This is a genomic window from Pseudomonas sp. Lb2C2 (assembly GCF_052112205.1).
Classification (GTDB): domain Bacteria; phylum Pseudomonadota; class Gammaproteobacteria; order Pseudomonadales; family Pseudomonadaceae; genus Aquipseudomonas; species Aquipseudomonas kilonensis.
Genome location: NZ_JAUTYW010000001.1, coordinates 605,868 through 628,856, shown reverse-complemented (window position 1 = coordinate 628,856; position 22,989 = coordinate 605,868). Strand labels below are relative to the sequence as shown.

The 22,989-nt window shown below is 61.6% G+C and carries 16 protein-coding genes and 1 pseudogene; 4 read left to right on the top strand and 13 right to left on the bottom strand.

The window, feature by feature from the left end; translation table 11 throughout:
• Positions 1-51: 51 nt before the first annotated feature.
• Positions 52-588: a hypothetical protein gene (locus tag Q7F16_RS02645; protein ID WP_014338386.1), complete on the bottom strand. Its 537-nt coding sequence runs from the start codon at positions 586-588 to the stop codon at positions 52-54.
• 153 nt (positions 589-741) lie between these two features.
• On the opposite strand from Q7F16_RS02645, the gene Q7F16_RS02640 reads away from it, so the two are divergent.
• On the top strand, positions 742-972 hold the full coding sequence (locus Q7F16_RS02640) for a hypothetical protein (RefSeq protein WP_409555572.1): 231 nt from the start codon (positions 742-744) through the stop codon (positions 970-972).
• Positions 973-1,099: 127 nt separating this feature from the next.
• On the opposite strand, the gene Q7F16_RS02635 is transcribed toward Q7F16_RS02640, so the two are convergent.
• From Q7F16_RS02635 to Q7F16_RS02625, 3 genes are all read right to left on the bottom strand, one after another.
• Complete coding sequence (locus Q7F16_RS02635; protein ID WP_046062381.1) at positions 1,100-2,641, bottom strand: ATP-binding protein; 1,542 nt, start codon at positions 2,639-2,641, stop codon at positions 1,100-1,102.
• A gap of 117 nt (positions 2,642-2,758) precedes the next feature.
• On the bottom strand, positions 2,759-5,101 hold the full coding sequence (locus Q7F16_RS02630; protein ID WP_409555571.1) for an ATP-dependent DNA helicase: 2,343 nt from the start codon (positions 5,099-5,101) through the stop codon (positions 2,759-2,761).
• Entirely contained in the window at positions 5,098-6,828 is a 1,731-nt protein-coding gene (locus tag Q7F16_RS02625) for a VRR-NUC domain-containing protein (protein ID WP_409555570.1), read from the bottom strand. The genes Q7F16_RS02630 and Q7F16_RS02625 overlap by 4 nt, the downstream gene beginning before the upstream one ends.
• A gap of 222 nt (positions 6,829-7,050) precedes the next feature.
• Here Q7F16_RS02625 and Q7F16_RS02620 point away from each other — a divergent pair, with 222 nt between their 5' ends.
• Entirely contained in the window at positions 7,051-7,275 is a 225-nt protein-coding gene (locus Q7F16_RS02620; protein WP_014338391.1) for a YgdI/YgdR family lipoprotein, read from the top strand.
• A 128-nt stretch (positions 7,276-7,403) separates the two neighbouring features.
• On the opposite strand, the gene Q7F16_RS02615 is transcribed toward Q7F16_RS02620, so the two are convergent.
• The 7 genes and pseudogenes from Q7F16_RS02615 to Q7F16_RS02585 form a co-directional block, all read right to left on the bottom strand.
• Positions 7,404-9,257, bottom strand: a complete 1,854-nt coding sequence (locus tag Q7F16_RS02615) for a polyurethane esterase (protein WP_409555569.1) — start codon at positions 9,255-9,257, stop codon at positions 7,404-7,406.
• 55 nt (positions 9,258-9,312) lie between these two features.
• Positions 9,313-10,662, bottom strand: coding sequence for a TolC family outer membrane protein (locus tag Q7F16_RS02610; protein WP_082097923.1), 1,350 nt, complete (start codon positions 10,660-10,662; stop codon positions 9,313-9,315).
• Between the two features lie 14 nt (positions 10,663-10,676).
• Positions 10,677-12,012 (bottom strand): annotated as a pseudogene (locus tag Q7F16_RS02605) (HlyD family type I secretion periplasmic adaptor subunit).
• The gene (locus Q7F16_RS02600; protein ID WP_409555568.1) at positions 12,009-13,808 is read right to left on the bottom strand and encodes a type I secretion system permease/ATPase; all 1,800 of its coding nucleotides are present in this window, start codon (positions 13,806-13,808) and stop codon (positions 12,009-12,011) included. Before Q7F16_RS02600 ends, Q7F16_RS02605 begins: the two are co-directional and overlap by 4 nt.
• A 136-nt stretch (positions 13,809-13,944) precedes the next feature.
• Positions 13,945-14,373 (bottom strand): AprI/Inh family metalloprotease inhibitor, encoded by a 429-nt coding sequence (locus Q7F16_RS02595; RefSeq protein WP_409555567.1) that lies wholly within the window; start codon positions 14,371-14,373, stop codon positions 13,945-13,947.
• A 67-nt stretch (positions 14,374-14,440) separates the two neighbouring features.
• Positions 14,441-15,898: a serralysin family metalloprotease gene (locus tag Q7F16_RS02590; RefSeq protein WP_409555566.1), complete on the bottom strand. Its 1,458-nt coding sequence runs from the start codon at positions 15,896-15,898 to the stop codon at positions 14,441-14,443.
• 333 nt (positions 15,899-16,231) lie between these two features.
• Positions 16,232-17,137, bottom strand: a complete 906-nt coding sequence (locus tag Q7F16_RS02585; RefSeq protein ID WP_409555565.1) for a LysR family transcriptional regulator — start codon at positions 17,135-17,137, stop codon at positions 16,232-16,234.
• A gap of 132 nt (positions 17,138-17,269) precedes the next feature.
• On the opposite strand from Q7F16_RS02585, the gene Q7F16_RS02580 reads away from it, so the two are divergent.
• Both Q7F16_RS02580 and Q7F16_RS02575 read left to right on the top strand, forming a co-directional pair.
• Positions 17,270-18,733 (top strand): MFS transporter, encoded by a 1,464-nt coding sequence (locus tag Q7F16_RS02580; protein WP_409555564.1) that lies wholly within the window; start codon positions 17,270-17,272, stop codon positions 18,731-18,733.
• Positions 18,734-18,926: 193 nt separating this feature from the next.
• The gene (locus Q7F16_RS02575; protein ID WP_003201764.1) at positions 18,927-19,205 is read left to right on the top strand and encodes a DUF1652 domain-containing protein; all 279 of its coding nucleotides are present in this window, start codon (positions 18,927-18,929) and stop codon (positions 19,203-19,205) included.
• A gap of 177 nt (positions 19,206-19,382) precedes the next feature.
• On the opposite strand, the gene Q7F16_RS02570 is transcribed toward Q7F16_RS02575, so the two are convergent.
• Both Q7F16_RS02570 and Q7F16_RS02565 read right to left on the bottom strand, forming a co-directional pair.
• Positions 19,383-21,803: an efflux RND transporter permease subunit gene (locus Q7F16_RS02570; RefSeq protein WP_046062371.1), complete on the bottom strand. Its 2,421-nt coding sequence runs from the start codon at positions 21,801-21,803 to the stop codon at positions 19,383-19,385.
• A gap of 52 nt (positions 21,804-21,855) precedes the next feature.
• On the bottom strand, positions 21,856-22,959 hold the full coding sequence (locus Q7F16_RS02565; protein WP_409555563.1) for a WD40/YVTN/BNR-like repeat-containing protein: 1,104 nt from the start codon (positions 22,957-22,959) through the stop codon (positions 21,856-21,858).
• Positions 22,960-22,989 lie beyond the last annotated feature (30 nt).

Here is a 22,989-nt window from a genome sequence, read left to right as displayed (position 1 = left end):
CGGGAGCAAGCTCCCTCGCCACAATGATGTTCGTCCTCAAGAGCGTGTGACTCAACCGCCAGGATCGCCCATCTGGATATAGACCGAATACACCCCCAGCAACACCCAGAAGGTGGCGAAGATCCATGGCGTACGCACCGAGAACAGCAACGATTTGCGGTAGCCCTTGTGCGTCGACTCCCGTTCGCTGAACAACGGCGACTCGTCGTAGGCCAGGCCCATCAAGGGTTCGGCGCGCAATAACTCGCTCTGTTTGAAATGCCAGTGATCGATGATCTCGTAGGCAGCTCGAATGCCCGGCCAGGCGTTGAGTGAGCTCAAGAAGCCCAGCAAGGCCAGGAATGGCGGCACGATCAACGTGAACAACTTGCCCCACTCCGGGTTCAGGTTGGCCATGCACGAGGCAAAGGCGATCACCAGGAACGATTGGGCGGCCAGGTAAGCATCGGTTCGGTTGGCCAGGATGCTGGTTTCGTACTGGATCTCACGGCGATAGAAATCCAGTCGCTCCTTGGGCGAGCCGAACAGTTTGGCGTTGTGTTCCGTCAGTTCTTCTTCCGGGGTGGGCCCGGTGAGTATTCTGGGCATTGCGCAGGCGGTGCCTCGGTGATGATTCGGACTCATTAGAAGAACCCGGCGCGCGGCAAGTTCAAGCCAATGGACCGCAGGCGCATCAAACCTTCGAGGAAACGCGCCCCAACCGCCAAGGTCTCTAGTTCATAAGGGCAAGAGGATGCTTGTGTGGATTATCTTGGATGGATGCAATGGCCAGCGATGCTCGTCACGGTGCTGGCCTCCTGGCTGATCGGCTCACGCCAACCGCGACGCCGGGTGGCGGGATTCAGTTGTTTTATTGCCAGCAATATTCTGTGGGTGATCTGGGGGCTTCATACCCACGCGTATGCATTGATCGTGTTGCAGTTTTGCCTGTGTGCGATGAATTTGCGTGGGTTCAAGAAAAATACCGAATAAACACATGTTCTTGTGGCGAGGGAGCTTGCTCCCGCTCGGGCGCGTAGCGCTCGTCTGCTTTTGGGGCTGCTTCGCAGCCCAGCGGGAGCAAGCTCCCTCGCCACGGGGGAAAACATTGCATTCCTGACTACTTCATCGTCTGCCCAATGATCTGCACCAGGTCTATCTGCTTGAACGGCTTGATCAACCGAGGCAATTGCGTGGCGAAACCTTCCAGGCGTTCGGCATAACCGGTGGCCAGGATGATGGGCAGGGTCGGTTGGCGGTCGCGCAACAGTTTCGCCAACTGTGCACCGTCCATCTGCGGCATGGCCATGTCGGTGATCACCAGATCGATGTCCGGGTTGATCTCATACAGCTCCAGTGCCTGGGCGCCCGATGGCGCGCAAAGGACCCGGTGCCCGAGGTCTTCGATGAGCAGGCGCGTGCTGGTGAGCACCAGGCTGTCATCGTCGACCACCAGCACTTTCAACGCGTCGACCGGCGGCGTTGTTTCCTGGATCGACGCTTTGCCCGGTGCCGGGTTGTCGGCCACTGGTAGCCACAATTGCGCGGTGGTACCGACACCTTTCTGGCTGCTGAGCGTCAGGCGGCCACCCAACTGTTCCGCCAGGCCATGCACCATGGACAACCCCAGGCCCGTGCCCTTGCCGACACCCTTGGTGGTGAAGAACGGGTCTACGGCCAAGGCCAGCGTGGCCTCGTCCATGCCCTCGCCTTCATCGGCAATCGCCAGGCAAATGTAGCGCCCGGGGGGCATTGGTTTGTCCGGGCCAGCATCAGACCCTTGCCGCTCTTCGGCAGTAATCATGAGCTGGCCGCCATGGGGCATGGCGTCCCGGGCATTGGTCGCCAGGTTGAGAATCGCCAATTCCAGTTGGTTGACATCGGCCAGCACCGGCGGCAGTGCCTCGGCGAAACGGGTCTGGACGTGTATCGACGGGCCCAGGGAGCTTTGCAGCAGGCCGCTGATGCCCTGCACCAGGGCCGACAGCTCGACCGATTCGTAGGTCAGTTTCTGCCGGCGGGCAAACGCCAGCATGCGTTGGGTCAGCGAAACACCGCGCAGCGCGCCCTGGGTCGCGTTGTCCAGCAACTGAGTGAGTTTCGGGTCGCTGGGCATGCGCTTGCGCACGATCTCCAGATTGCCAAGGATGACCGTCAACAGGTTATTGAAATCATGGGCGATGCCGCCAGTGAGCTGGCCGATGGCTTGCAGTTTCTGGGATTGGAACAGTGCCTCACGGGCCTGCTCGAGGGCCTGTTGGGCCTGGGTGACATCGGTGATGTCGCGTGTGATCTTGGCAAAGCCCAACAGCGTGCCGGTGTCGCTGCGGATCGCATCGATGACCACGTGAGCCATGAAGCGCGTGCCGTCCTTGCGCACCCGCCAGCCCTCGCCCTCGAAGCGTCCCTCATGTACGGCCGTGTCCAGCGCCCGTTGCGGCAGGCCGGCGGCGCGATCCTGATCGGTGTAGAAACGGGAGAAGTGCTGGCCGAGGATCTCGGCTTCCTCGTAGCCCTTGAAACGCCTGGCGCCGGAGTTCCAACTGGTGATGATGCCCGACGGATCGGTCATGTAGATGGCGTAGTCGACCACAGCGTCGATGAGCAGGCGAAAGCGCTGTTCCTCGTTCATGAGTGGGGTCTTGGGGTCGTTCTCAAGCATCTGGCCGGGGCATCCGTGTGGATTCTTTTTTTGCGAAGTATGGAGCAAGTCGGGCGCCAGGAAAATTCCTCAAGCCTTCAACCCTGTGGGAGCGAGCTTGCTCGCGATAGCGCTGGGTCAGTTTGCATCAATGCTGGCTGACAGTCTGCCATCGCGAGCAAGCTCGCTCCCACAAGGGGATTTGTGGGCCTCTTGGGTAACTGACCACCAGCGCGGCAACAAGTGCTGCACCCTCGCCTCGCCAAACCGGTCGTCGATCAGCATCACCACCCCGCTATCCTGTTGGGTGCGGATGACGCGACCGGCCGCCTGCACGACTTTTTGCAGGCCGGGATACAGGTACGTGTAGTCGTAGCCATCGCCGAAGATCGCAGCCATGCGTTGTTTCATCTGCTCATTGACCGGGTTGAACTGCGCCAGCCCCAAGGTGGCGATGAACGCGCCGATCAGGCGTGAACCCGGCAAATCGATGCCCTCGCCGAACGCACCGCCCAGCACCGCAAAGCCAATGCCTTGGCTGTGCTCCATGAACCGCTCGAGAAACGCCTGCCGAGGCGCTTCACCCATGCCGCGCGATTGCGTCCAGAGCGTAATCTGCGGGTACCGTTCGGCAAACAGCCCAGCCACTTGCTGCAAGTAATCGAAGCTGCTGAAAAAAGCCAGGTAATTGCCTGGGCGCTCGCGGAACTGGCGAGCCATCAACGCGGCAATCGGCTCCAGGGACGCCTGGCGATGGGCAAAGCGGGTGGAAATGCGGCTGACCACCTGCACGTCCAGTTGTTCGGCCTTGAACGGCGATTCCACGTCGATCCACACCGTTTCGCCCGGCGTCCCCAACAAGTCTGCGTAGTAATGCCGAGGGCTCAGGGTTGCCGAGAACAGCACGGTACTGCGCGCTGCGGTCAGCCTGGGCCGCAGGAACGCGGCCGGCACCACGTTGCGCAGGCACAGCGTAGACAGGCTGCGCTGGCGGCCAAGTTCGCGCTTGTGGATGTCGAACAGAAAGTGCTCGTCGAAGGTTTCCGCCACCCGGCCAAACTGCAACGCGTCGAAGTAGAACGCCTGCAATCCGCTGTCCAGGCCTTGGGGATGGTCGTTGAGATAATCGCCGATAGCCGTCGTGCAGGTGGCCAGGGCCTGGAGCAGTTTTTCCGGCAGCTTTTCATAGGCCTGATAGGCCGCCACCTGGGGCGTATGCAAGGCATTCCACTGGCGATTGACCCTATCCAGGGATTTCTTCAGCGGTTCGGGGGCGGTTTTGCGCACGCTGGTCAACGTGGCCTGGTCGAGGGTGGCGCTGTACATCTGCCGCCCCCGGTCCACCAGGTTATGGGCCTCGTCCACCAGGGTCGCGACGGTCCAGTTATTGGCTTGGGCCAGGCCAAAGAGCAAGGCGCTGAAGTCGAAGTAATAGTTGTAGTCGGCCACCACCACGTCGGCCCAGCGGGCCATTTCCTGGCTGAGGTAATACGGGCAGACCTCATGGGCCAGCGCAATCTCGCGCAACGCCGCCTGGTCGAGCAAGGTGACCTGGCTCGCCGCCGCCCGGGCGCCCGGCAAGCGGTCGTAGAAACCACGGGCCAGCGGGCAGGACTCGCCATGGCAGGCTTTGTCCGGGTGTTCGCAGGCCTTGTCCCGGGCGATCATTTCCAGCACCCGCAATGGCATCGACGGCGCGCTGCGGGTGATCACGCGCGCCGCATCCAGGGCCAGCTTGCGCCCCGGGGTTTTGGCCGTGAGGAAGTACACCTTGTCCAGTTGCTGCGGCGCCAAAGCCTTGAGCATTGGGAATAAGGTACCGACGGTCTTGCCGATGCCCGTGGGCGCCTGGGCCATCAGGCAGCGGCCGGTACTGACCGCTTTGAACACTGATTCGGCCAGGTGCCGTTGCCCCGGTCTGAAACCCGCATGGGGAAATACCAGCGATTGCGCGCCGAGGTTGCGCGCCTGTCGATGGGCCATTTCCTGTTCGGCCCAGGCCAGGAACAACGCGCATTGCGCTTCGAAGAAGGCTTGCAACTGCGCCGCTTCGAAACGTTGGGTGATGCAGGTTTCCTTTTCGCTGACGATGTCGAAATACACCAGGGCCACGTCGATGTGCGGCAACTGCAGTTTCTGGCACATCAGCCAGCCATAGATTTTCGCCTGGGCCCAATGCAGCTGGCGATGGTTGGCCGGTTGTTTGCTCAGGTCGCCGCGGTAGGTTTTCACTTCTTCAAGGCACTGGTGGGCCGGGTCGTAGCCGTCGGCCCGGCCTTTGACTGTCAGTGTCTGGTAATGACCGTCGAGGGCCACCTCGGCCTGATAACCCTCGCTGCGCCGCGAGGCGACGGTACGATGGCCGGCAATGCCTTCCAGGGCCGTGGGCGATGGTGTGAAGCGCAGGTCGAGGTCACCCACCTTGGCGGTGAACTCACACAGCGCCCGTACGGCGATGCTGTAGCTCGGTGCCGGGTTCATGCGGCCCCATCGCGAGCAAGCTCGCTCCCACAGGTGATCTGTGGTGACTCATCCACTGTGGGAGCGAGCTCGCTCGCGATGGCTGACTCTGCCCATTGCACATAACAAACGGCAACGGGCATCTGGTGTTCATGGCAGAACTCCAGCCAGCGCAGTTGGTTGTCTTGCAGGCGATCACCGGGGCCTTTGACTTCGATCATGCGGTAGGTCTTGTGCTGCGGCCAGAACTGGATCAGGTCCGGCATGCCGGCGCGATTGGCCTTGATGTCCAGCAGCAGACGGTCAAACCAGTGCTTGAGATGCGCGGCCGGCAGGCAATCGAGCGCTTGCTCCAGCAAGGGCTCGGACAGCGCGCCCCAGAATACGAAAGGCGACTGCACGCCCCACTTTTCGGCGTAGCGACGGCCGATGGTCTGCCGATAGCGACCATCGTCCAACTCTGCCAGGCAGGCCGCAAACAACTCGGCGCGACGGGCGTGAAAATCTTCGTTGAGCAGGTCCACCGGCCCGCGTTGGAACGGGTGGAAAAACGCGCCCGGCAACGGCGCGAAAATCGCAGGCCAGCACAGCAGGCCGAACAGCGAATTGATCAGGCTGTTCTCGACGTAATGCACTGGCGCGGTTTCGTCGTGCAGGTGGGCCTGGACGTGGTACTCCACCGACAAACTGGGATCGACGCGAGACAGGTGCAGCTCCAGGCGTTCCACTTCCCGGGCCATGGCCCGTGGCACTGGCGGGCCGCCCAACTTGCGCCGCAGACGGGGCACGATCCGCAGCAAGGCCTGGGTTTCGGCGGCACTTTGCGGTGCCTGCGCCGCCGCCTCGCCCAGTTCGAGGGCCAGGGTGTACTCGCCGATACGCTCCAGCACCCGGACCATCCGCAAGCGCGCGCCCGGGTAGGTGCAATCGCGATAGATACCCAAGGCCAAGGCGAAATCGCCAATGCGCTCGCCGTGCTGGCCGATCAGGAACAACAACTTGGCCCGGCGCCGCTCCAGCCACGGATTGTCCGGGGACAGCTCGTTGATTTGGGCGACGATCTCTTCCAGGGGCTCGCCGGCTTCGAAGCGTTGCTGGCAGTCGTGCAGGAACACGCAGGCATCGACGTCTTCGCGGCTGCGCAAGCCCCGTGACTCGGCGCTGAACTCGACGGTTTCGTAGGTGAAGATGCCCAGGTCCGCCAGGACAAACTCCGACCAATCCTGGTAAAGGTTGCCGAAGAACATCAACCGCAGTCGGTCGCACAGATTCATGATCGTCAGGCTGTACAGCCGGTCGTCAAGCTGCGGGCACCAGGCATGGAACGGCTGGGGTTGGTTGAGGTGATCATCCAGGGCCTGGAGCCATTCGGTCTTTTTCGCCTTGGGGTGTTCGATCAGATGGCCCAGGCACAGGAGGATTTCCGGCTTGAGCAGCACCTCGAACAGCTCGACGAGCCCGATGGGGGCCTGTTCCTCGACCCAACCCAGCGCCAGCAGTGGCGCGACGGCGGCGCCGATGTCGCCAATTTCCGGGTAATGCAGCTTGCTATGACGAAACCGTAGCCCCTTGCGCATCACCATCCGCACCAGCAAGCCCCGGGCGCCACGCGGCAGCGCGGCGAAGTGCTCGATGAAGCGCTGCTCTTCAGTGCTGAGCACATCGGCATAACGCTGCGTCAACCAAGCGAGCACCTGCTGGAAGTTGTTCAGGTAGTAAAACGGATCGTCGAGAGAACGGGCTGCCACGGAAAGAAACGCCAAGGGAATCGGGGTACTGGTTATGCATACAGATAACAGCTGTAAACCAGCCAGGCAACAGCAAAAGATGAACGGTCTCCTATATTTAAGGTGAAATCCTTCAGCCAGCGATGAACTTTCCTACGGCAAGCGAGACCAATGGCGGTTAGCTAATGTGATGGCGCGGTCGAATCAGCTGCTCCGTGTCCTTTTGATTGAGAGGTTATGGTTATGAACATCAGGTTTCTGGGCCTGCCCATGGTCGCCGTGGCATTTCTGGCGCTGGCTGGCTGCGCGTCGCCCACTGTAGTGACCTTGCAGAACGGTACCCAGTATTTGACCAAGGACACCCCCAATACTCGCACCGTCGATGGTTTCTACGAGTTCGAGGATATTTCCGGGAGGAAAGTCCGGGTCCGCGCCGATGATGTGGCAACCATTCGCAAGGAAGACTGATTACCAGTGATTCGCCTGCCGCACCGCCATCGCGAGCAGGCTCGCTCCCACAAAAGCTCGGTGGTGAACACAAATCCTGCATACACCCGAGCCCCCCTGTGGGAGCGAGCCTGCTCGCGATAGCGATATCAGGCGAACACGATCCCTTCGCCCCCTACCTGACCCAGACCAACGCCCACCAGCGTCACGGAACTGTCGCCGACCTTGAGCAGCGTGTCATTGCCCACTTGTGACAGGTACTGGCTGTAGTCATATCCTGCCCCGGCACCTGGTACGCCAAGGAACACAAGCTTGTCCCCCGCGTCGTAGCCGCTGATCCGGTCCTGGCCGAAGGCGCCGTTGAAGAGGAAGGTGTCACTGCCGCCCCCCGCTTGCATCTGGTCATTGCCCGCCCCACCGACAAAGGTGTCGTTACCCGCGCCGCCCACCAGCACATCGTTGCCGTCCTGGCCGAACAGCCAGTCACCCTTCGCCCCCGCCACCAGTGTGTCGTTGGCCGCGCTGCCCTTGATCGAGGAGGCATACGCCGTCAGGTTGGCGCCGGCCACCAGGCCATTGGCGGTGACACTGTGGCTCACCTCATCCTTGAGCAGCCCCCAGAACAACCCAGGCTCCTTACTGACCAAGGTGCCAATGTCGCGGGTGATGCTGATCGCGCCATGGGCGTCGCGCATATACAGCGTTCCGGCCCCGTCGTGGGCGAAACTGAAATCCTTCACCGACTGCTGCAGTTGCAGGCTGTTGTTGCCCTGCCCGCCCAATATCACGTTGTAGCCACCGCCATCGCGAAAGGTGTCGTTGCCGGCGCGGCCCTCCAGGTAGTCGTTGCCCTGGCCGCCCTGGATCAGGTCATTGCTGTCGCTGCCGATGATGAACGTGCTGCCGGTGTGGGTTTCGGCATTGCGATTGAGGTCCTGCACCCAGGTATTGGCGCGCGCGGGGTCAGACAGGTTGGCGACGATGATGGTGGAGTCTTTTTCGGTGAGATCGTAGAACGCCGACCCCATGATCCGGCCCATGCCATCGCCATAGCCGGTAGGCAGGTGGGAAATCCAGGTGGGGATGTTGAGGATGGAAAACGGCAACACGTTCCATGCCGTCGAAGCGTAGTGGTCATTGAAGCTGACGATGTTGTTGGTGGCCGATTCCTGTTGCCCATCGTGCACACCCACCGACGCGAGGTTGAACGTCGAGCCGTCCAGGGCGCGGAACACCGGATCGTTCTCGTAACCGATGTTCAAGACCTTGTCGGTACTGCTCTGGGTTGGCGAGGCGTAGGCGATGTAGTTGGCATCGGCGTAGAACCCCGACCATTGGCTGGCGCTCAAGTCCGCCAGGCTGTTGACCGCCAACCCGCCCAGGCTGTGGCCGCTGACCAGCACGTCGTTGCCCGTCAGGCCATGGGCCTGGGCAAACTTCGCGACGTCCCCCAGCAGGTTGCCAAAGGCTTCGCCGGCGTAGTTTTTCGCGTAGTCCTTGGGCCCCAGCGCGGCCATCAGGTCGCTGATCACGTCGCCAATGGTGTCGCCAATCAGGTTTTCCCGAGGGCCGCTGGTGCCGCGAAACGACACGCCGATTTCCTGCAAGTGCCCCGCGGCATCGTACTTGCCGAGGATCTCGACCTGCGCGGTGGTATAGCCGGTTTTTTCACCAAAAAATGTCCCGCGATCATCCACCTTGCCGGCGTAGCCCAGTTGCGCGGCGCTGATGGGCGTCCAGCCGGCTTTCTGTACCGCCTCCAGGGCCAGTTTTTCCGAGTCGGGGTTCCACGGCACGCCGGGAATCACCCCTTGGGAATCGGTGCTCCCCAGCACCGCGGTGACCAGGGTCGCCGGCAGCCCGGCACCAAAGCCGTTGTGCTGGTACCCAGCGGCAAAACCGTTGTCGAGGTTGTGGTAGGAATACAGCATGATCGCCATTGCGTCGCTGACCAGTGCCTTGGATTCGGTGGTGCCGAGGTTCTTGTAGTCGTAGATACCCATGGTTGTTGCCCTCTTTTGTTGTTGGAATCCCCTCGCCACAACGGCATCCGCGCGGTCATTGAATACCTGCCCGGGACACAAACGCCTCATCCACCTTCGCCAGGTCCTGCGGGCCGAGGGTGCCGGCGTAGTAATGCAGCTTGGTCCAGGCCATGAGGTAGTCGTAACGGGCCTGGGCCAGGTCGCGGCGGGTGGTGTAGAGCTGTTGTTCGGCATTGAGCGCATCGAGGTTGACCCGCTCGCCGCCAAGGATGCTTTGCCGGGTCGAGACCACCAGCGCTTCGGCGGAGCTCAGGGCCTTCTGATAAGCGCGCAGTTTGTTCACCCCGGACACGCAGGCGCTGAACTGGCGGCGCAATTCGATCAGCGTCTCGCGGGTCTTGGCATCCAGCTCGTATTCGGCCTGTTCCATATTGCGGCTGGCCTGGCGGGTCGACGCCGAGACCCCGCCACCGGCGTACAGCGGCACACTGACTTCCAGGCCGATGGTGTTGGTGTCGTAGCGCTGGTTATAGGTGTTGCCACTTTCCGATTCGTTCTGGCGCATCGTTGCGTAGGCACTGACCTTGGGCAGGTGCCCGGCGCGGTTGCGCTCCACCTCGAAACGCGCCACGTCCACGGCTTGGCGCTGGGACGCCAGATTGGGGTTGTTGCTCACCGCCAGTTCGTGCCAGGTATCGAAACTGGCCGGCTGCAAGGCAAAGGTCTGGAAGGTGTCGTGCAGCGGCGCCAGGTCGCCGATATCCAGGGCCGGAACGCCAATCAGCGAGCCCAGTTCACGCAAGGCGGCGTCCTGCTCATCCCGCGCCTCGATCTCTTCGGCGATTGCCAGTTCATAGCGCGCCTGCGCCTCGAGGATGTCGGTGCGCGTCCCTTCGCCCTGGCGAAACAGATGCTCGTTCTGGTGGAATTGCTGCTCGAACGCCTTTTTCTTGGCCTGGGCAATGTCGATCTGGTCCTGGGCGAACAGCGCCTGGGTGTAATGACTCAGCACCCGCACCAACAACTCCTGGCTCTTGCCTCGAAAACTTTCGTCGGCGAACAGCGCCTGGGCCACGCCCTTTCGATAGGCGGCGTAAGCCTCGTAGTCCAGCAGCGGTTGTTGCAGCGTCAGGCTGGAGCCGTAGCTGCTGTAGTTGCGATCGTCATGCTGGCTGGCGCCACGGTCATTGAGGTACGTGACCTTGGATTGGTTGCGGCCCTTGTTGTAGCTGTAGCCCAGGTGCGGCAACAGCCCGGCGCGGCCAATGGCGCGGTTCTCCAGGCCCGCATCGCGCTCCTTGATCGCGCCCAGGTAGACCGGATCATTGCGCAGGGCCTGCTCGTAGAACTCGAAGGGCCCCATGGCCCAGGCGTTGTTGCACACGGAAACGGCCAGCACGGCCACCCAATAGAAACGCTTCATAGCGCCGGACATCCTTATTCTTCGGTCAACGCAGAGCCGGCTCGGTCGAGCAGCGGTTTGAACAGGTAGTTGAGCAACGAGCGCTCGCCCGTGCGCACGAACATCTCGGCCGGCATGCCGGGCTTGATCACCAGGCCGTTGAGCTTGTCCATCGCCACGTCACTGACGCTGCTGCGCAGGACGTAATACGGCGCGCCGGTCTTCTCATCGAGCATCTGGTCAGCGGAAATCAAGCTGACTTCCCCTGGCACCCTTGGCGTGCGGTTCTGGTTGAAGGCGGTAAACAGGATGTCCACCGGCAAATGCGGGCCGACCTTGTCGATCAGGTGCACCGGCAAATGCCCTTCCACTTCCAACCGCGTACCTTGGGGGACGATTTCCAGCAAGGTGTCGCCCTGACGCACCACCGCGCCCTCGGTGTGCACCCCCAGGTTGACCGCGATGCCGTCGGCGGTGGCGAGGATTTCGCTGTGTTGCAACTCGAAGCCGGCGGATTTCAGTTGCTGTTGCAGGGTTTCACTCTTGAGCTGGGCGTCGGCCAACTGGCTACGCACCTCTTTCTGGTATTCCTCGTGGTGCTGCTGCAGCTTCAGGCTGCGACTCGACGATTCCCTGCTCCACCCGCCCGCTTTCGCCGCTGTTCTGCGCCAGTTCCTGCTGTACTTGCGACAGCTGGCGTTGATAGTCCAGCAGGCGGTTGCGCGGGATGTAGCCGTTGTCCGCCAAGGGTTGCAGGTTGCCCAGTTGCAGGCGCAGGGATTCGGCCTGGGCGGTCAGGTCGCTGCGGGCCCGGCGCATGCCCGCCAATTGCGCCGCGGCGCCCTCGATGCTGGCGCGCAACGCCGCCTGCTCCCGGGCGAAGGCTTCGCGGCGGCTGCTGAACAGTTGCCGCTGGCCTTCAAGCACCAGGGCCAGGCCTGGATCGGGATCGCGACTCAGCTCGGCCGGAAAACTCACCTGCAACAAGTTGTCCCGCTCGCTTTGCCAACGCGCCAGGCTCGCCCAGGTCATCCGGTACTGCGCCTGCAGCGATTGCACATCGGCGGCGGCCTGGGTCTGGTCCAGACGGAACAGCGGCTGGCCCTGCTTCACCGCTTCGCCTTCGCGCACCAGGATCCGGCTGACTACGCCGGCGCTCATCGATTGCACCGCCTTGCGCTTGCCTGAAACCACCACGGTGCCTTGCACCGGGATGCCCTGGTCCAGCGGCGCGAGGCTGGCCCAGGTGAAAAAACTGCCCGCGCCAATGAGCGCCAATGCCCAGCCAATGCGGGTGAAGAAACGGGCGTCGCGCTCCGGCTGCTCAACGTCCTGAGAATGTTCTAGATTCATGTCGCGCTCCTTGCTCATGCGCCACCGGGTTTGCTGGCGGCCTGGTACTGGCGACTCATGCTCAGTTCGTTGGGGGCCACCTGGGGACTGTTCGGCGGTGAGCTGCGCGGCGAGTTGTCCTGTGGGCCCGACTGGCCGGAAAGCGCCCGCAACACTTGCTGGCTTGGGCCGAAGGCTTGTAGCCGGCCTTCGTCGAGCACCAGTAACTTGTCGGCCTGGGCCAATGCCGAGGAGCGATGGGTGACCAGCACGACACTGGTGCCCTGGGCCTTCATCTGCGCGATGGCACTGGCGAGCGCCGCTTCGCCAACCGTGTCGAGGTTGGAGTTGGGTTCGTCGAGCACCACCAGGCTCGGCCGGTCGTACATCGCCCGGGCCAGCGCAACCCGTTGTTTCTGCCCGCCGGACAAACCACCGCCGTCCTCCCCCAGCACCGTGTCATAGCCTTTGGGCAGGCGCAGGATCAGCTCATGGACCCCGGCCTGCTGCGCGGCGGCGACGACTTTTTGCGGATCGGCTTGGCGAAACCGGGCGATGTTCTCGGCAATGCTGCCGCTGAACAGCTCGATGTCCTGGGGCAGATAACCAACGTGCGGGCCGAGTTGCTCGCGATTCCAGCGATGAATGTCGGCCCCGTCGAGGCGCACCGTCCCCGCGAGGGTCGGCCACACCCCCACCAGGACTCGGGCCAGGGTGGACTTGCCGGAGCCGGACGCCCCCAGCACACCCAGCACTTCCCCGGCAGCCAAGCTGAAGCTGACCTGCTGCAGCGTCGCATTGCGTTGTCCTGGTGGTCCCGCGCTCACTTGTTCAAAACTCACCTGGCCCTTGGGCGCTGGCAGCGTCATGCCGTCGTCCTGAGGCGCAAACGCCTGCAACAGCGCATCGAGACGCCGGTAAGCCAGCTTGGCGCCGCTCCACTGTTTCCACACGGCGATCAACTGGTCGATGGGGCTCAATACCCGGCCCATCAGGATCGATCCGGCGATCATCATCCCAGCGGTCATGTCGCCCTTGATCACCAGCAGTGCCCCCAAGCCCAGCACCAGCGATTGCAGGCACAGGCGCAGGGTCTTGCTCAAGGAGCTGATCACCGCGCCGGTATCGCTGGCCTGGTTCTGCAAGCCGAGAAACCGTGAGTGCACGGCAAACCACCGGCTGCGCAGCGCGCCGAGCATGCCCATGGCCTGGATCGTCTCGGCGTTGTGCAAATGGCTGGTAGCCAGTTGGCTGGACTGTTGCGAGTAGACGCTGGCCTGCCCCAAGGCTTTTTTGGTCATGGCCTCATTCAGGCAGGCCAGGCCGATCAGCAGCAGCGTGCCGACGGAGGCAAACACGCCGAGCCACACGTTGAACAGGTAGATCACCAGCAGATAGATGGGAAACCACGGCGCGTCGAAGAAAGCGAACAGCGCCGGTCCGGTGAGGAATTGGCGAATATGCGTGAGGTCGCCCAGAGATTGCCCGGCGTTGCCTTCTCCCTGGCGCAGATTGCGCTCGAACGCGGCCTGGTACACCTGGAGATTGAAGCGTCTCTCCAACTGGCTGCCGATGCGGATGACCACGAAGCTGCGGACCATTTCCAGCAGCCCGATGAATACGAAGAAGCCGACGACCATCAATGACAACATCGCCAGCGTGGTTTCGTTTTGGGATGACAACCCGCGGTCATATACTTGGAGCATGTATATCGAAGGCGCAAGCATCAAGACGTTAATCAACGCAGTAAAACAACCGACACTGATCAGAATATTTTTATAAGCGCCCAGCGCTTTAAACAGCGGCACGGCGACAACGCCCTGGCTCTTAGTCATGACTCTTCCTGCTGTTGGCTTCGCCGGATATACGGCTGTTATGCACTACCAATCTTTAATTATTAAATCGGCCCCGGCCGATGCGCACGCCTGATTGAACATACGCGTCTTGTTCCGGGATAAACGTAACAATTTGTTAACGCTCGATCGGGCGCTCAAGCCTGAGTATCAGGCCGGACTTCAAAGTGACTTGATAATGATGTTCTTGGCGCATCCCCAGATGCACTCTAGAGTTCTGTCTGCCAATTAGGGAAAGACCATCGGGTTCGGTAAACCAATGGACCGGTTCATCCCCCAGCCAGCGACCCAGGCATTCGGTTTGCCCACCGAGGGTCTGGTCCGCCTTGAGCTCGACAAGGCAAGTGTTGGCCGGTTTGTCCTGCATCGTCTGGCTTTGTGCAGTGTCCTGCGGGCTCGACAAAACGGCCAGCCACTGACCGGCCAACTGCGAGGGTTCTGCTAACAACAGGCTGCGCGCCATGGCGACTTCTCCACAAAACATCATCAGCGTAGCGAGCAACCCGGCGGTTGCCTTAGCGCTACTGGGCATGAATTTTCTACGCATTTTTTCATCCTGGCCTGGGTCCTGTAGGCGCTGTCGAGCGAAGCGACAGCTCCTACAGGGTTTAGCATCAGGCCACGATATCCGAGACCGCTGCCTGGCCAACGGTGCTGACCAGGAAGTCAGCCACGCCGAGCCCGGAGAAGTCCACCGACAGCAGGCTGTTGCCACCCGATGTCGACAACACCGCATCGCCCGCCGCACCGGTGAACGCGCTCACGAAGTGCAGGCCCGCGCCCTTGGTGATACCGGTCAGGTCGATCTTGTCCAGGCCGCTGACGAAATCAAGGATCTGGTCCGTCGCCCCCGGCCGCGAATCGGAACTGGCGGTAAAAACAAAGGTGTCCGAACCCGAGCCACCCCAGAGCTTGTCTGCGCCACCAGCGCCCCAAAGGATATCGTTGCCCGCGCCGCCCTTGAGTTCGTTGGCCACCGTGTTGCCAATCAGCAAGTCGCTGCCCGAACCGCCGATGGCGTTTTCGATGACGGCACCCTGGGCGATGGACACGTTGCCCACCATGCCGCCAACATCGGAGAACGAGGCGTCATTGAGGTTGATTTTCTGGTTCTGGGTAAAACCGGAGAAATCCAGGGTATCGCGCCCGCCCGCGTCCCATACCGAAAACACCACTTTGTCCGACGACGAAGATGCACTGAGAAAATCGCGACCGGTGTTGGAGTTGAAGCCGTAGGTCGAATCGCCGGTACGGGTCGTGGTGTTGGCACCATAGAGCTTCTGGATGGCCGCGATGTCATCCATCAGCGGACCGGAGGCGTAGGCTTCGACGCCGCCCTTGCTGAAGTTCTGGTCGGTATTGCTTTCGCTCCAGTAGCTCATGAGGCTGTAGCCACGGGTGTCCTGGCCATACGTAGCGTCATCGTAGGTCGGGCTGCCTTCGCCAGCGTTGTAGTCACCCGGGTGGGCCAGGCCGAGGGTGTGACCGATTTCATGGGTCAGGGTCTGGCGGCCGTAGTTGTTCAGGTCCGGGTTCTTGTTCTGGGTGTAGCTGCTGTTGATCAGGTACCAGGAAGTCCCGTCATAGCCGGCCCCCGTCCCCGGTAGATAAGCGAACGCCGCTGCGCCATCCTGGCCGCCGCTGTAGTTGCCGAAGGTCATGTGACCGTCGCCGCCGCTGGCTTTTTCGGTGAAGGTGACATTGGCCACGTCCGCCCAGGATTGCATGGCCAGGGCTGCCTGGCCTTTCTGCTGCGCACTGAACTGGCTGAAGCCGCTGATCCCATGCTTGTTCATGGTGCTGGAAGAGGCGGACGTCAGGAAGGTGTAGGTCAGCTCGATCTTGCCGCTGCCGTCCCGGTCCAGGTAAGCCGCGCCGTCGCGCAGCAACTGAGTGGCCGCCTCGTCGACGGAGTACGACGGTTTGCCGTTGACGGTCAGGTTGCCGCCCCGGTCGTATTGGTGGCTGAAACTATTGATCTGGTTGAACGCATTACTGGGAGCCGCCAATGATTGCGGCGCCCAGAGGAGTTGTTCGGCAGAATCGATAGCGCTGCTTTTGACTTTCGACATAAACACACTTCCTTGTTTGCAAATGGAACAGTTTTAGTCAGACAGACAATCTCTGGCGAGATCGTCCTATCACTCGCCCAATGAGGACGTAAGAAACCTGACACAATTGGAAATCAAACGTCTAGCAATTTTTTCCGTTCAATTTCACGGCCTATCCGTTAACGCCAACAAACAATAGGTTTCTGCCTCGTTAGTGCGCGTGCTCAACTGCCTGAATTAAGGATTGTCAGACAAAATTCTATTTAAATATTAAATATCGATAACTAGCAATTTGCGGACGGCGTCGCACTTCTTCCAACTAAGTGCCAGCGAAATGCTATTAATCAATATCTACTAAACCTCTACTGTTTTACGTGCGCACACTTCCCGCAGACAGCCTCGAAGCCAGCGATGCACAGGGTCGGCGTCCATCCGAGGATGCCAGAGCATGGCGATCGTGAACCCAGGTACTGGAAACGGCAGCGCAAAACTGTGCAGGCCGACCCTCAGGCTCGCGGTGTAGCGTTCGGGCACGCTGGCAATCAGGTCGCTGGAGCGGGCCAAGCCCAGCGCCGAGGAAAAGCCTGGCACGCTGGTGACGATTTCCCGGGACAAGTTCAACGCCGCCAGCGCCTGGTCGATGAGGCCATGATCCAGGCCGCGCATCGACACACCGACATGCCTGCCTGCCGCATAATCGGCGGCGCTCACCACTGCCTGGCACAGCGGGTGACCCGCGCGCACCACGCCAATCAAGCGATCGCTGAACAACGCCTGGGTTCGCAGTTCCGGGCTGGTGTCCTTGTCCACGACGGCGGTCTCCAGGTCCACGGCGCCTTCGCGAAGCGCCGTGCTGTCGCGGTCGGTCTTTTCCACGAAGCGCAGGCGCACGCCGGGCGCTTGCTCGTGGATGCGGGTGATCAGGTCGATGGCAAAGTTTTCCACGAACCCTTCGCGGGTGCGCAACGTGAAGATTCGGCTCAAGCGCCCAAGATCCGGGGTAGTCACTGGCCGCAGCACTGCCTGGGCCTGCTGCACCAGGTGGCTGACTTGTTCGCGCAACTCCAGCGCACGGGGTGTCGGTACCAGCCCTCGCCCGGCCCGCACCAACAGCGGGTCACCGGTGGTTTCACGCAGCCGCGCCAGTGCCCGGCTCATGGCCGACGGGCTGAGCTGCAAGCGCCGGGCGGCCCTTGCCACGCTGCCTTCCGAGAGCAGCACATCAAGGGTGACGAGCAGATTGAGGTCGGGAGAGGACATGGCGGGATCTCGGATTTAACAGATGGCGTTTGGTGCAGCTATAACCTGCAAATGCTGCGTCTTCCGCCATGTTATGCCCAGGCGTAACGTTCTGACAGCTCCGTTTCGAGCGCTACGGATACAGGTGACACGATGAAACCCGTCAACACACCACAAACCCGGCCGGCAACCGCGTCCGCACACCGGCTCTTTTCACCCCGTTTGGCCTTGGTCAGCCTTGCGCTTTCGACACTGCTGGCCTCTCTGGGCGCCAGTGTGGCCGCGGTGGCGCTGCCGACGCTGGCCCAGGCGCTCGATGCCTCTTTCCAGCAGGTTCAATGGGTGGTGCTGGCCTATCTGCTGGCAATCACCACGCTGATTGTCAGTGTCGGCCGTCTGGGAGACCTGATGGGCCGGCGCAAGCTGTTATTGGTCGGCATCATCCTGTTCACCTTGGCATCGGCGGTGTGCGGCCTCGCGCCTTCGCTTTGGCTTCTGGTCGCCGGTCGGGCGCTGCAAGGCCTGGGGGCGGCCATCATGATGACGTTGACCCTGGCCCTGGTCGGCGAAACGGTCGCCCAGGAAAAAACCGGCGGCGCCATGGGGCTGCTGGCCACGCTGTCGGCGGTGGGAACGGCCCTTGGGCCATCCTTTGGCGGCATGTTGATCGGCGGATTCGGCTGGCAGGCCTTGTTTCTGGTCAACATCCCTCTCGGCCTGCTGACGTTAGGGCTGGCGTGGTACTCGCTACCGGTGCGGCAAGTGCCGCCGAAGACCGAAGCAACCCACTTCGATGTAACCGGTACCGTGCTGTTGGCGATGACACTCGCCGCCTATGCCTTGGCCATGACCTCCGGGCGCGGGAGCTTTGGTGGGCTGAACATGGTGTTGCTGCTGATCGCGCTCGTGGGCGGCGGACTGTTCATTCGGGCCCAGTCCCGGGCGGTGTCGCCGCTGATTCCCTTGGCAGTCTTTCGCGACCGACTGCTGGTCTCGGGCCTGGTGACGAGTGCCCTGGTCGCGACGGTCATGATGGCGACGCTGCTGGTCGGGCCTTTTTACCTGTCCATCGCCCTCGGACTGCCGGCGACTCTCGTCGGACTGGTGCTGGCGGCAGGGCCAAGCGTCGCGGCATTAGCTGGAGTGCCTGCCGGACGCCTGGCGGATCGCTTCGGCGTAACGCCCATGCGACTCGCCGGCCTGGCGGCCATGGTCCTCGGTTGCCTGATGCTCTCGCTGGTTCCCCCTGCCCTTGGCATCGTCGGCTACCTCACGGCCATCATCGTGACAACCCTGGGTTACGCGTTCTTCCAGACAGCCAACAACACGGCCGTCATGGCCGATGTAGCGGCCCAGAGGCGCGGCGTCATCGCCGGGCTGCTGAACCTGTCGCGCAACCTGGGTTTCTTCACAGGCGCTTCCGTGCTCGGCGCAGTGTTTGCGGCTGCCGCAGCGACGAATGACATCACCCGCGCCAGCCCCGAAGCGGTGACGAACGGCCTGCACACGACCTTCGCCGTCGCCTTGGCGATGGTGACCCTGGCCCTGCTCATCGCCTGGAAAAGCCGCGAGCCAGAGCCCTTGCCCAAGCCTCGGGACAACCCCAGCCAAGCGTGATGGCATTCTGAGCATTACCGCTTAAGTCGTGATCCAGATCAAAAAAAGTGAACCAATCGCAAAACGGACTGAAAAAATCCACATGAGCTTCATTTTCAGGTGCTATTTTTAGTTCTCACTGGTAGAGCCATGATGGCTCTTCCTTCCTGACATGGGCAAAAGGAAGCGCTCGATTGAAGAAGGCGGGCAACACATGAATAAAGGATCTTTCAGCAAGGTTACGTTCCCCAACGCTTGCCAGTTGATGCGCTGGCACTTCCATCCCATGGGATTCGAAGCGAGCATGGATGCGCCTGGCAGCATGGTTGCCAGGCTGTTTGACCGTGCCAGCGGCGAGACCATGATCGCCATTGCAGGTATCCCCTGCGCGACCGTGATGAATGCTCCCGATGTGGAACGAATAATCGAGGCAGTAGAGGCCGAGCTGGAAGCTTTTGTGCCACCGGTCGGGTTGCGGCGGTTTGCCTCCTGACAGAACGGGTCACTTGAACGCTATGCAAAAGCGGCGCCTCCCTTTTTTATGGGAAGGTGCCGTTTTTTCTTTGGATTGATTAGGGCATATCCGTTGCTGCGGTCATGGCTGCTGGGGTCCCCCAAGTAGCCATGACCGCAGAAACGGATATACACACCCCCCAAATACCACGCCCCCTCAACCTCTCACCCACCGCTCCTGCCGACTCAATTCAGGCTTTTTTAAAAACACCTTCTGTGGCAGCAGCAACCAGGCCAAGGCCGGCAGTAGAATCAAGGCGCCAAGCATGTTCACCAGGAACATAAAGGCCAGCAAGATCCCCATGTCAGCCTGAAACTTGATCGGCGAGAAAGCCCAGGTCGACACCGCCACAGCCAAAGTCATCCCCGTCAGCAACACCACTTTACCGGTGAACAGAAGCGCCTGGTAATACGCCTGTGCCAGCGTATCGCCAGCACGCATTCGCGCCAGGATCACGCTCAACACGTAAAGCGCATAATCGACACCGATGCCCACGCCCAGTGCGATGACCGGCAATGTGGCGACTTTCACCCCCATGCCCAACCCCACCATCAGCGCCTCGCACAGGATCGAGGTGAGCATCAGCGGCAGCATCGCGCACAGGGTTGCGCGCCAGCTGCGGAAGGTCACCAGACACAGCAGACTGACGGCACCATAGACCCAGAACAGCATCTCGCGCATGGATTTCTTCACCACGATATTGGTCGCCGCTTCGATCCCCGCGCTGCCGGCTGCGAGCATGAACTTGACCTCCGGCATCTGGTGCCCAGCGATAAAGTTTTCACTGGCCTCCACCACCCGGTTCAAGGTGTCAGCCTTGTGATCGGCCAGGTAGACGTACAGCGACAGCATCGAACAACCCTGGTTGAACAGCTCTCGCGGGGCACGGGTTTGCACAGCACCCAGCGCGCCGTCGTTGGGGATCAGTTCATACCATTTGAAGTTGCCTTCGTTATAACCGGCCGTGGCGATCTTGCTCAGCGCGGCCATCGAGGTGGTCGATTCCACGCCGGGCAATTGCTCCAGTTGCCAGGCCAGCGCGTCTACCGCGGACAGGCTGGCGTAACGGGTGCATTGATCCTCGGGGGTCTTGATCATGACCACGAAAATATCCGAGCTGGCCGCATAGTTCTGGGTCATGAACAGCGCATCGCGGTTGTAGCGCGAGTCGGCACGCAGCTCCGGGGCACCGGGGTCCAGATCGCCGATTTTCAGCTGCAGGCTCACGGCAAAACCAAACGCGGCCAACAGCAAGCCAACCAACATGGCGCCAATCGCCCAGCGCCGTTGGGTGAACAGATCCAGCACCCGCCACAGGGGATGCTTGACCTGCGCCTGTTGCTCGGTGGTTTCCGCACTCAGGCTGCGTTGCGCCGCCGCTGGGCTGACGCCGATATAGCTGAGCAGGATCGGCAGCAGGATCAGGTTGGTGAAGATCAGCACCGCCACCCCGAGGCTGGCAGTGACCGCCAGGTCCTGGATCACCCGAATGTTGATCAGCAGCAACACGGCAAAGCCCACCGCATCGCAAAGCAAAGCGGTGATGCCGGCGGCGAACAGTCGGCGGAAGGTATAGCGCGCGGCAACCACCCGGTGGGTGCCGCGACCAATGTCCTGCATGATGCCATTCATCTTCTGCGCGCCATGGCTCATGCCAATGGCGAACACCAGGAACGGCACCAATGCCGAATAGGGGTCCAGTTCATAACCGAGCAGGGCTAGCAGCCCCAGTTGCCAAAGCACCGCCGCCAGTGAGCAGGTCACCACCACCAGGGTACTGCGTGCGCAACGGGTGTAGCCAAACAGCACCAAGACCGTCACCAGTACCGCCACCACGAAGAACAGCAGTACCTGGGTCATGCCCTCGATCAGGTCGCCGACGATCTTGGTAAAGCCGGTGATATGAATCCGCAGGTCATCGGTCTGGTACTTGTCTCGCAACGCCTCCAGTTGCCGGGAGAACTCGCCATAGTCCAGCGCCTTGCCCGTCTGCGGATTGATTTCCAGCAACGGCACGAAGATCACGCTGGACTTGAAGTTGCCGGCGACCAATTGTCCGACTTCACCGGAGCGGGCCACGTTGGTCCGCACCTGCTCGAGGCTGGTCGTCGACCCATCGTAGTCGTCGGGGATCACCGTGCCGCCGTCGAGCCCCTCCTCGGTCACGGCGGTCCAGCGCGTGGTCGGGGTCCATAACGATTTCATGTAGGGGCGGTCGACACCGGGCAGCAGATAGAGCTCGTCGTTGAGCTTGGCCAGGGTATCGAGGTAGTCCTTGGTGAAAATACTCCCCTGCTTGACCTCCACGGCGATGCGCAGCGAGTTGCCCAGGCCGCTCAACTCTTGGCGATTCTCCAGGAAATTGGCGACGTAGGGATGTCCGGTGGGAATGGTCTTCTCGTAACTGGCATTGATGCCGATGCGCGTGGCTTGCCAGCCGAGCACCAATGTCACTAGCAGGCACAGCAGGATCACCAGCGGTCGATGGTTGAAGATCGCCCGCTCAGCGAAGTTGCCTGACGCCCGGTCGAAGTCTTCCTGGCGGCCGATCACGGTTTGGGTTCTGTCGTCTTTCAAGTTTGACTCCTGTTGCACGAGCCGTGGCTCGATAGCGCTACACCGTGAAGTTTCAAGGTTTACCGGAGGCCCGCGGATCCTGGTCAGCGGCCACGCCGGTCAAGCCGACGCTGGCCAGGCTGCCGTCGACCGCCTGTTGCACGGCAGCGAGCGTCCCGCCGCTGCGGCTCTGACGCTTGTCAAAGCTTCGACCCTGGTCATGGCTGAATAAAAGTTCACCACTCTGGCTGGCCAACAGCAGGCCGCCGTCGCGCAGTTCGACGGCGCTCGCCAGTGTCGACTCGATACCGGTATCAAGGCGTCGCCAAGTGTTGCCACGATCCCCGGACCACCAGGCGTTTCCGCGCAAGCCATAGACCACCAAGGCCCCATCACGGGTGCCGAGCAGGCCGAAAAAGCTGCCCTCGTAAGGTGACCTCAAGGCCTGGAATGATTGCCCGGCATCGGTCGAGCGCAACAGCAAACCGCGCTCCCCCACCAACCACAGATCGTTGCCCAAGGCGCGGATGCCATACAGGTTCAAGCCCTGCGGATTGTCCACATGCCGCATCCACGGCTGCCAGCTTCGCCCGCCGTCGTCGGTACGGTAGATCTGGTTGTAGGCGCCCACGACGTAGCCGTGCAAACGGTCACTGAAGTACAGGTCGAGAAACGGTTTATCCGGTCCGTCATCGAGCATGCGCCGCGCCTGCGCCAAGTGGCTGGCACCGTCGGGTTGATTGACATCGCGCTCAGCAATCTGCACCGCCAAGGCGATGGCACGCCGACCGTCGAGTTGCTTTTGCCAGGTCTCCCCGCCGTCCCGGGTGTGCAGCACCACCCCCAGATGACCGACTGCCCAGCCTTGCTCGGCATCGACGAATTGCACCGCCGTCAGGCTGACGCTGACCGGCACTTTGGCCTGGCGCCAGTTGACTCCAGCGTCATCGGAGAGCAGCACGATCCCGCGCTCACCGACCGCCACCAGACGCTCGCCGGCCCGGGCCAGTCCGAGCAACACCGAGCGCTGGGCCTTGGCGGTCGGCAAAGCCGGCTGTTGCAGCACGGCCAATGTCGTGGCCTGTGCAACCAAGGGCACGCTCACCAACAGGCTCCCCACCAAGGCACAAACACCCCATAGCGGACTGCGGCGCGCTAAAAATTTTTCAACGTTCATATCGTTATTCCGCCCGGAAAATCGTAAGCG

Coding starts and splice junctions, on each gene's coding strand:
- Q7F16_RS02585 (WP_409555565.1), bottom strand. CDS start 17,137: ATGTCCTCTCCCGACCTCAATCTGCTCGTCACCCTTGATGTGCTGCTC.
- Q7F16_RS02630 (WP_409555571.1), bottom strand. CDS start 5,101: ATGAACCCGGCACCGAGCTACAGCATCGCCGTACGGGCGCTGTGTGAG.
- Q7F16_RS02565 (WP_409555563.1), bottom strand. CDS start 22,959: ATGAACGTTGAAAAATTTTTAGCGCGCCGCAGTCCGCTATGGGGTGTT.
- Q7F16_RS02645 (WP_014338386.1), bottom strand. CDS start 588: ATGCCCAGAATACTCACCGGGCCCACCCCGGAAGAAGAACTGACGGAA.
- Q7F16_RS02595 (WP_409555567.1), bottom strand. CDS start 14,373: ATGCGTAGAAAATTCATGCCCAGTAGCGCTAAGGCAACCGCCGGGTTG.
- Q7F16_RS02580 (WP_409555564.1), top strand. CDS start 17,270: ATGAAACCCGTCAACACACCACAAACCCGGCCGGCAACCGCGTCCGCA.
- Q7F16_RS02610 (WP_082097923.1), bottom strand. CDS start 10,662: ATGAAGCGTTTCTATTGGGTGGCCGTGCTGGCCGTTTCCGTGTGCAAC.
- Q7F16_RS02575 (WP_003201764.1), top strand. CDS start 18,927: ATGAATAAAGGATCTTTCAGCAAGGTTACGTTCCCCAACGCTTGCCAG.
- Q7F16_RS02620 (WP_014338391.1), top strand. CDS start 7,051: ATGAACATCAGGTTTCTGGGCCTGCCCATGGTCGCCGTGGCATTTCTG.
- Q7F16_RS02635 (WP_046062381.1), bottom strand. CDS start 2,641: ATGCTTGAGAACGACCCCAAGACCCCACTCATGAACGAGGAACAGCGC.
- Q7F16_RS02600 (WP_409555568.1), bottom strand. CDS start 13,808: ATGACTAAGAGCCAGGGCGTTGTCGCCGTGCCGCTGTTTAAAGCGCTG.
- Q7F16_RS02615 (WP_409555569.1), bottom strand. CDS start 9,257: ATGGGTATCTACGACTACAAGAACCTCGGCACCACCGAATCCAAGGCA.
- Q7F16_RS02590 (WP_409555566.1), bottom strand. CDS start 15,898: ATGTCGAAAGTCAAAAGCAGCGCTATCGATTCTGCCGAACAACTCCTC.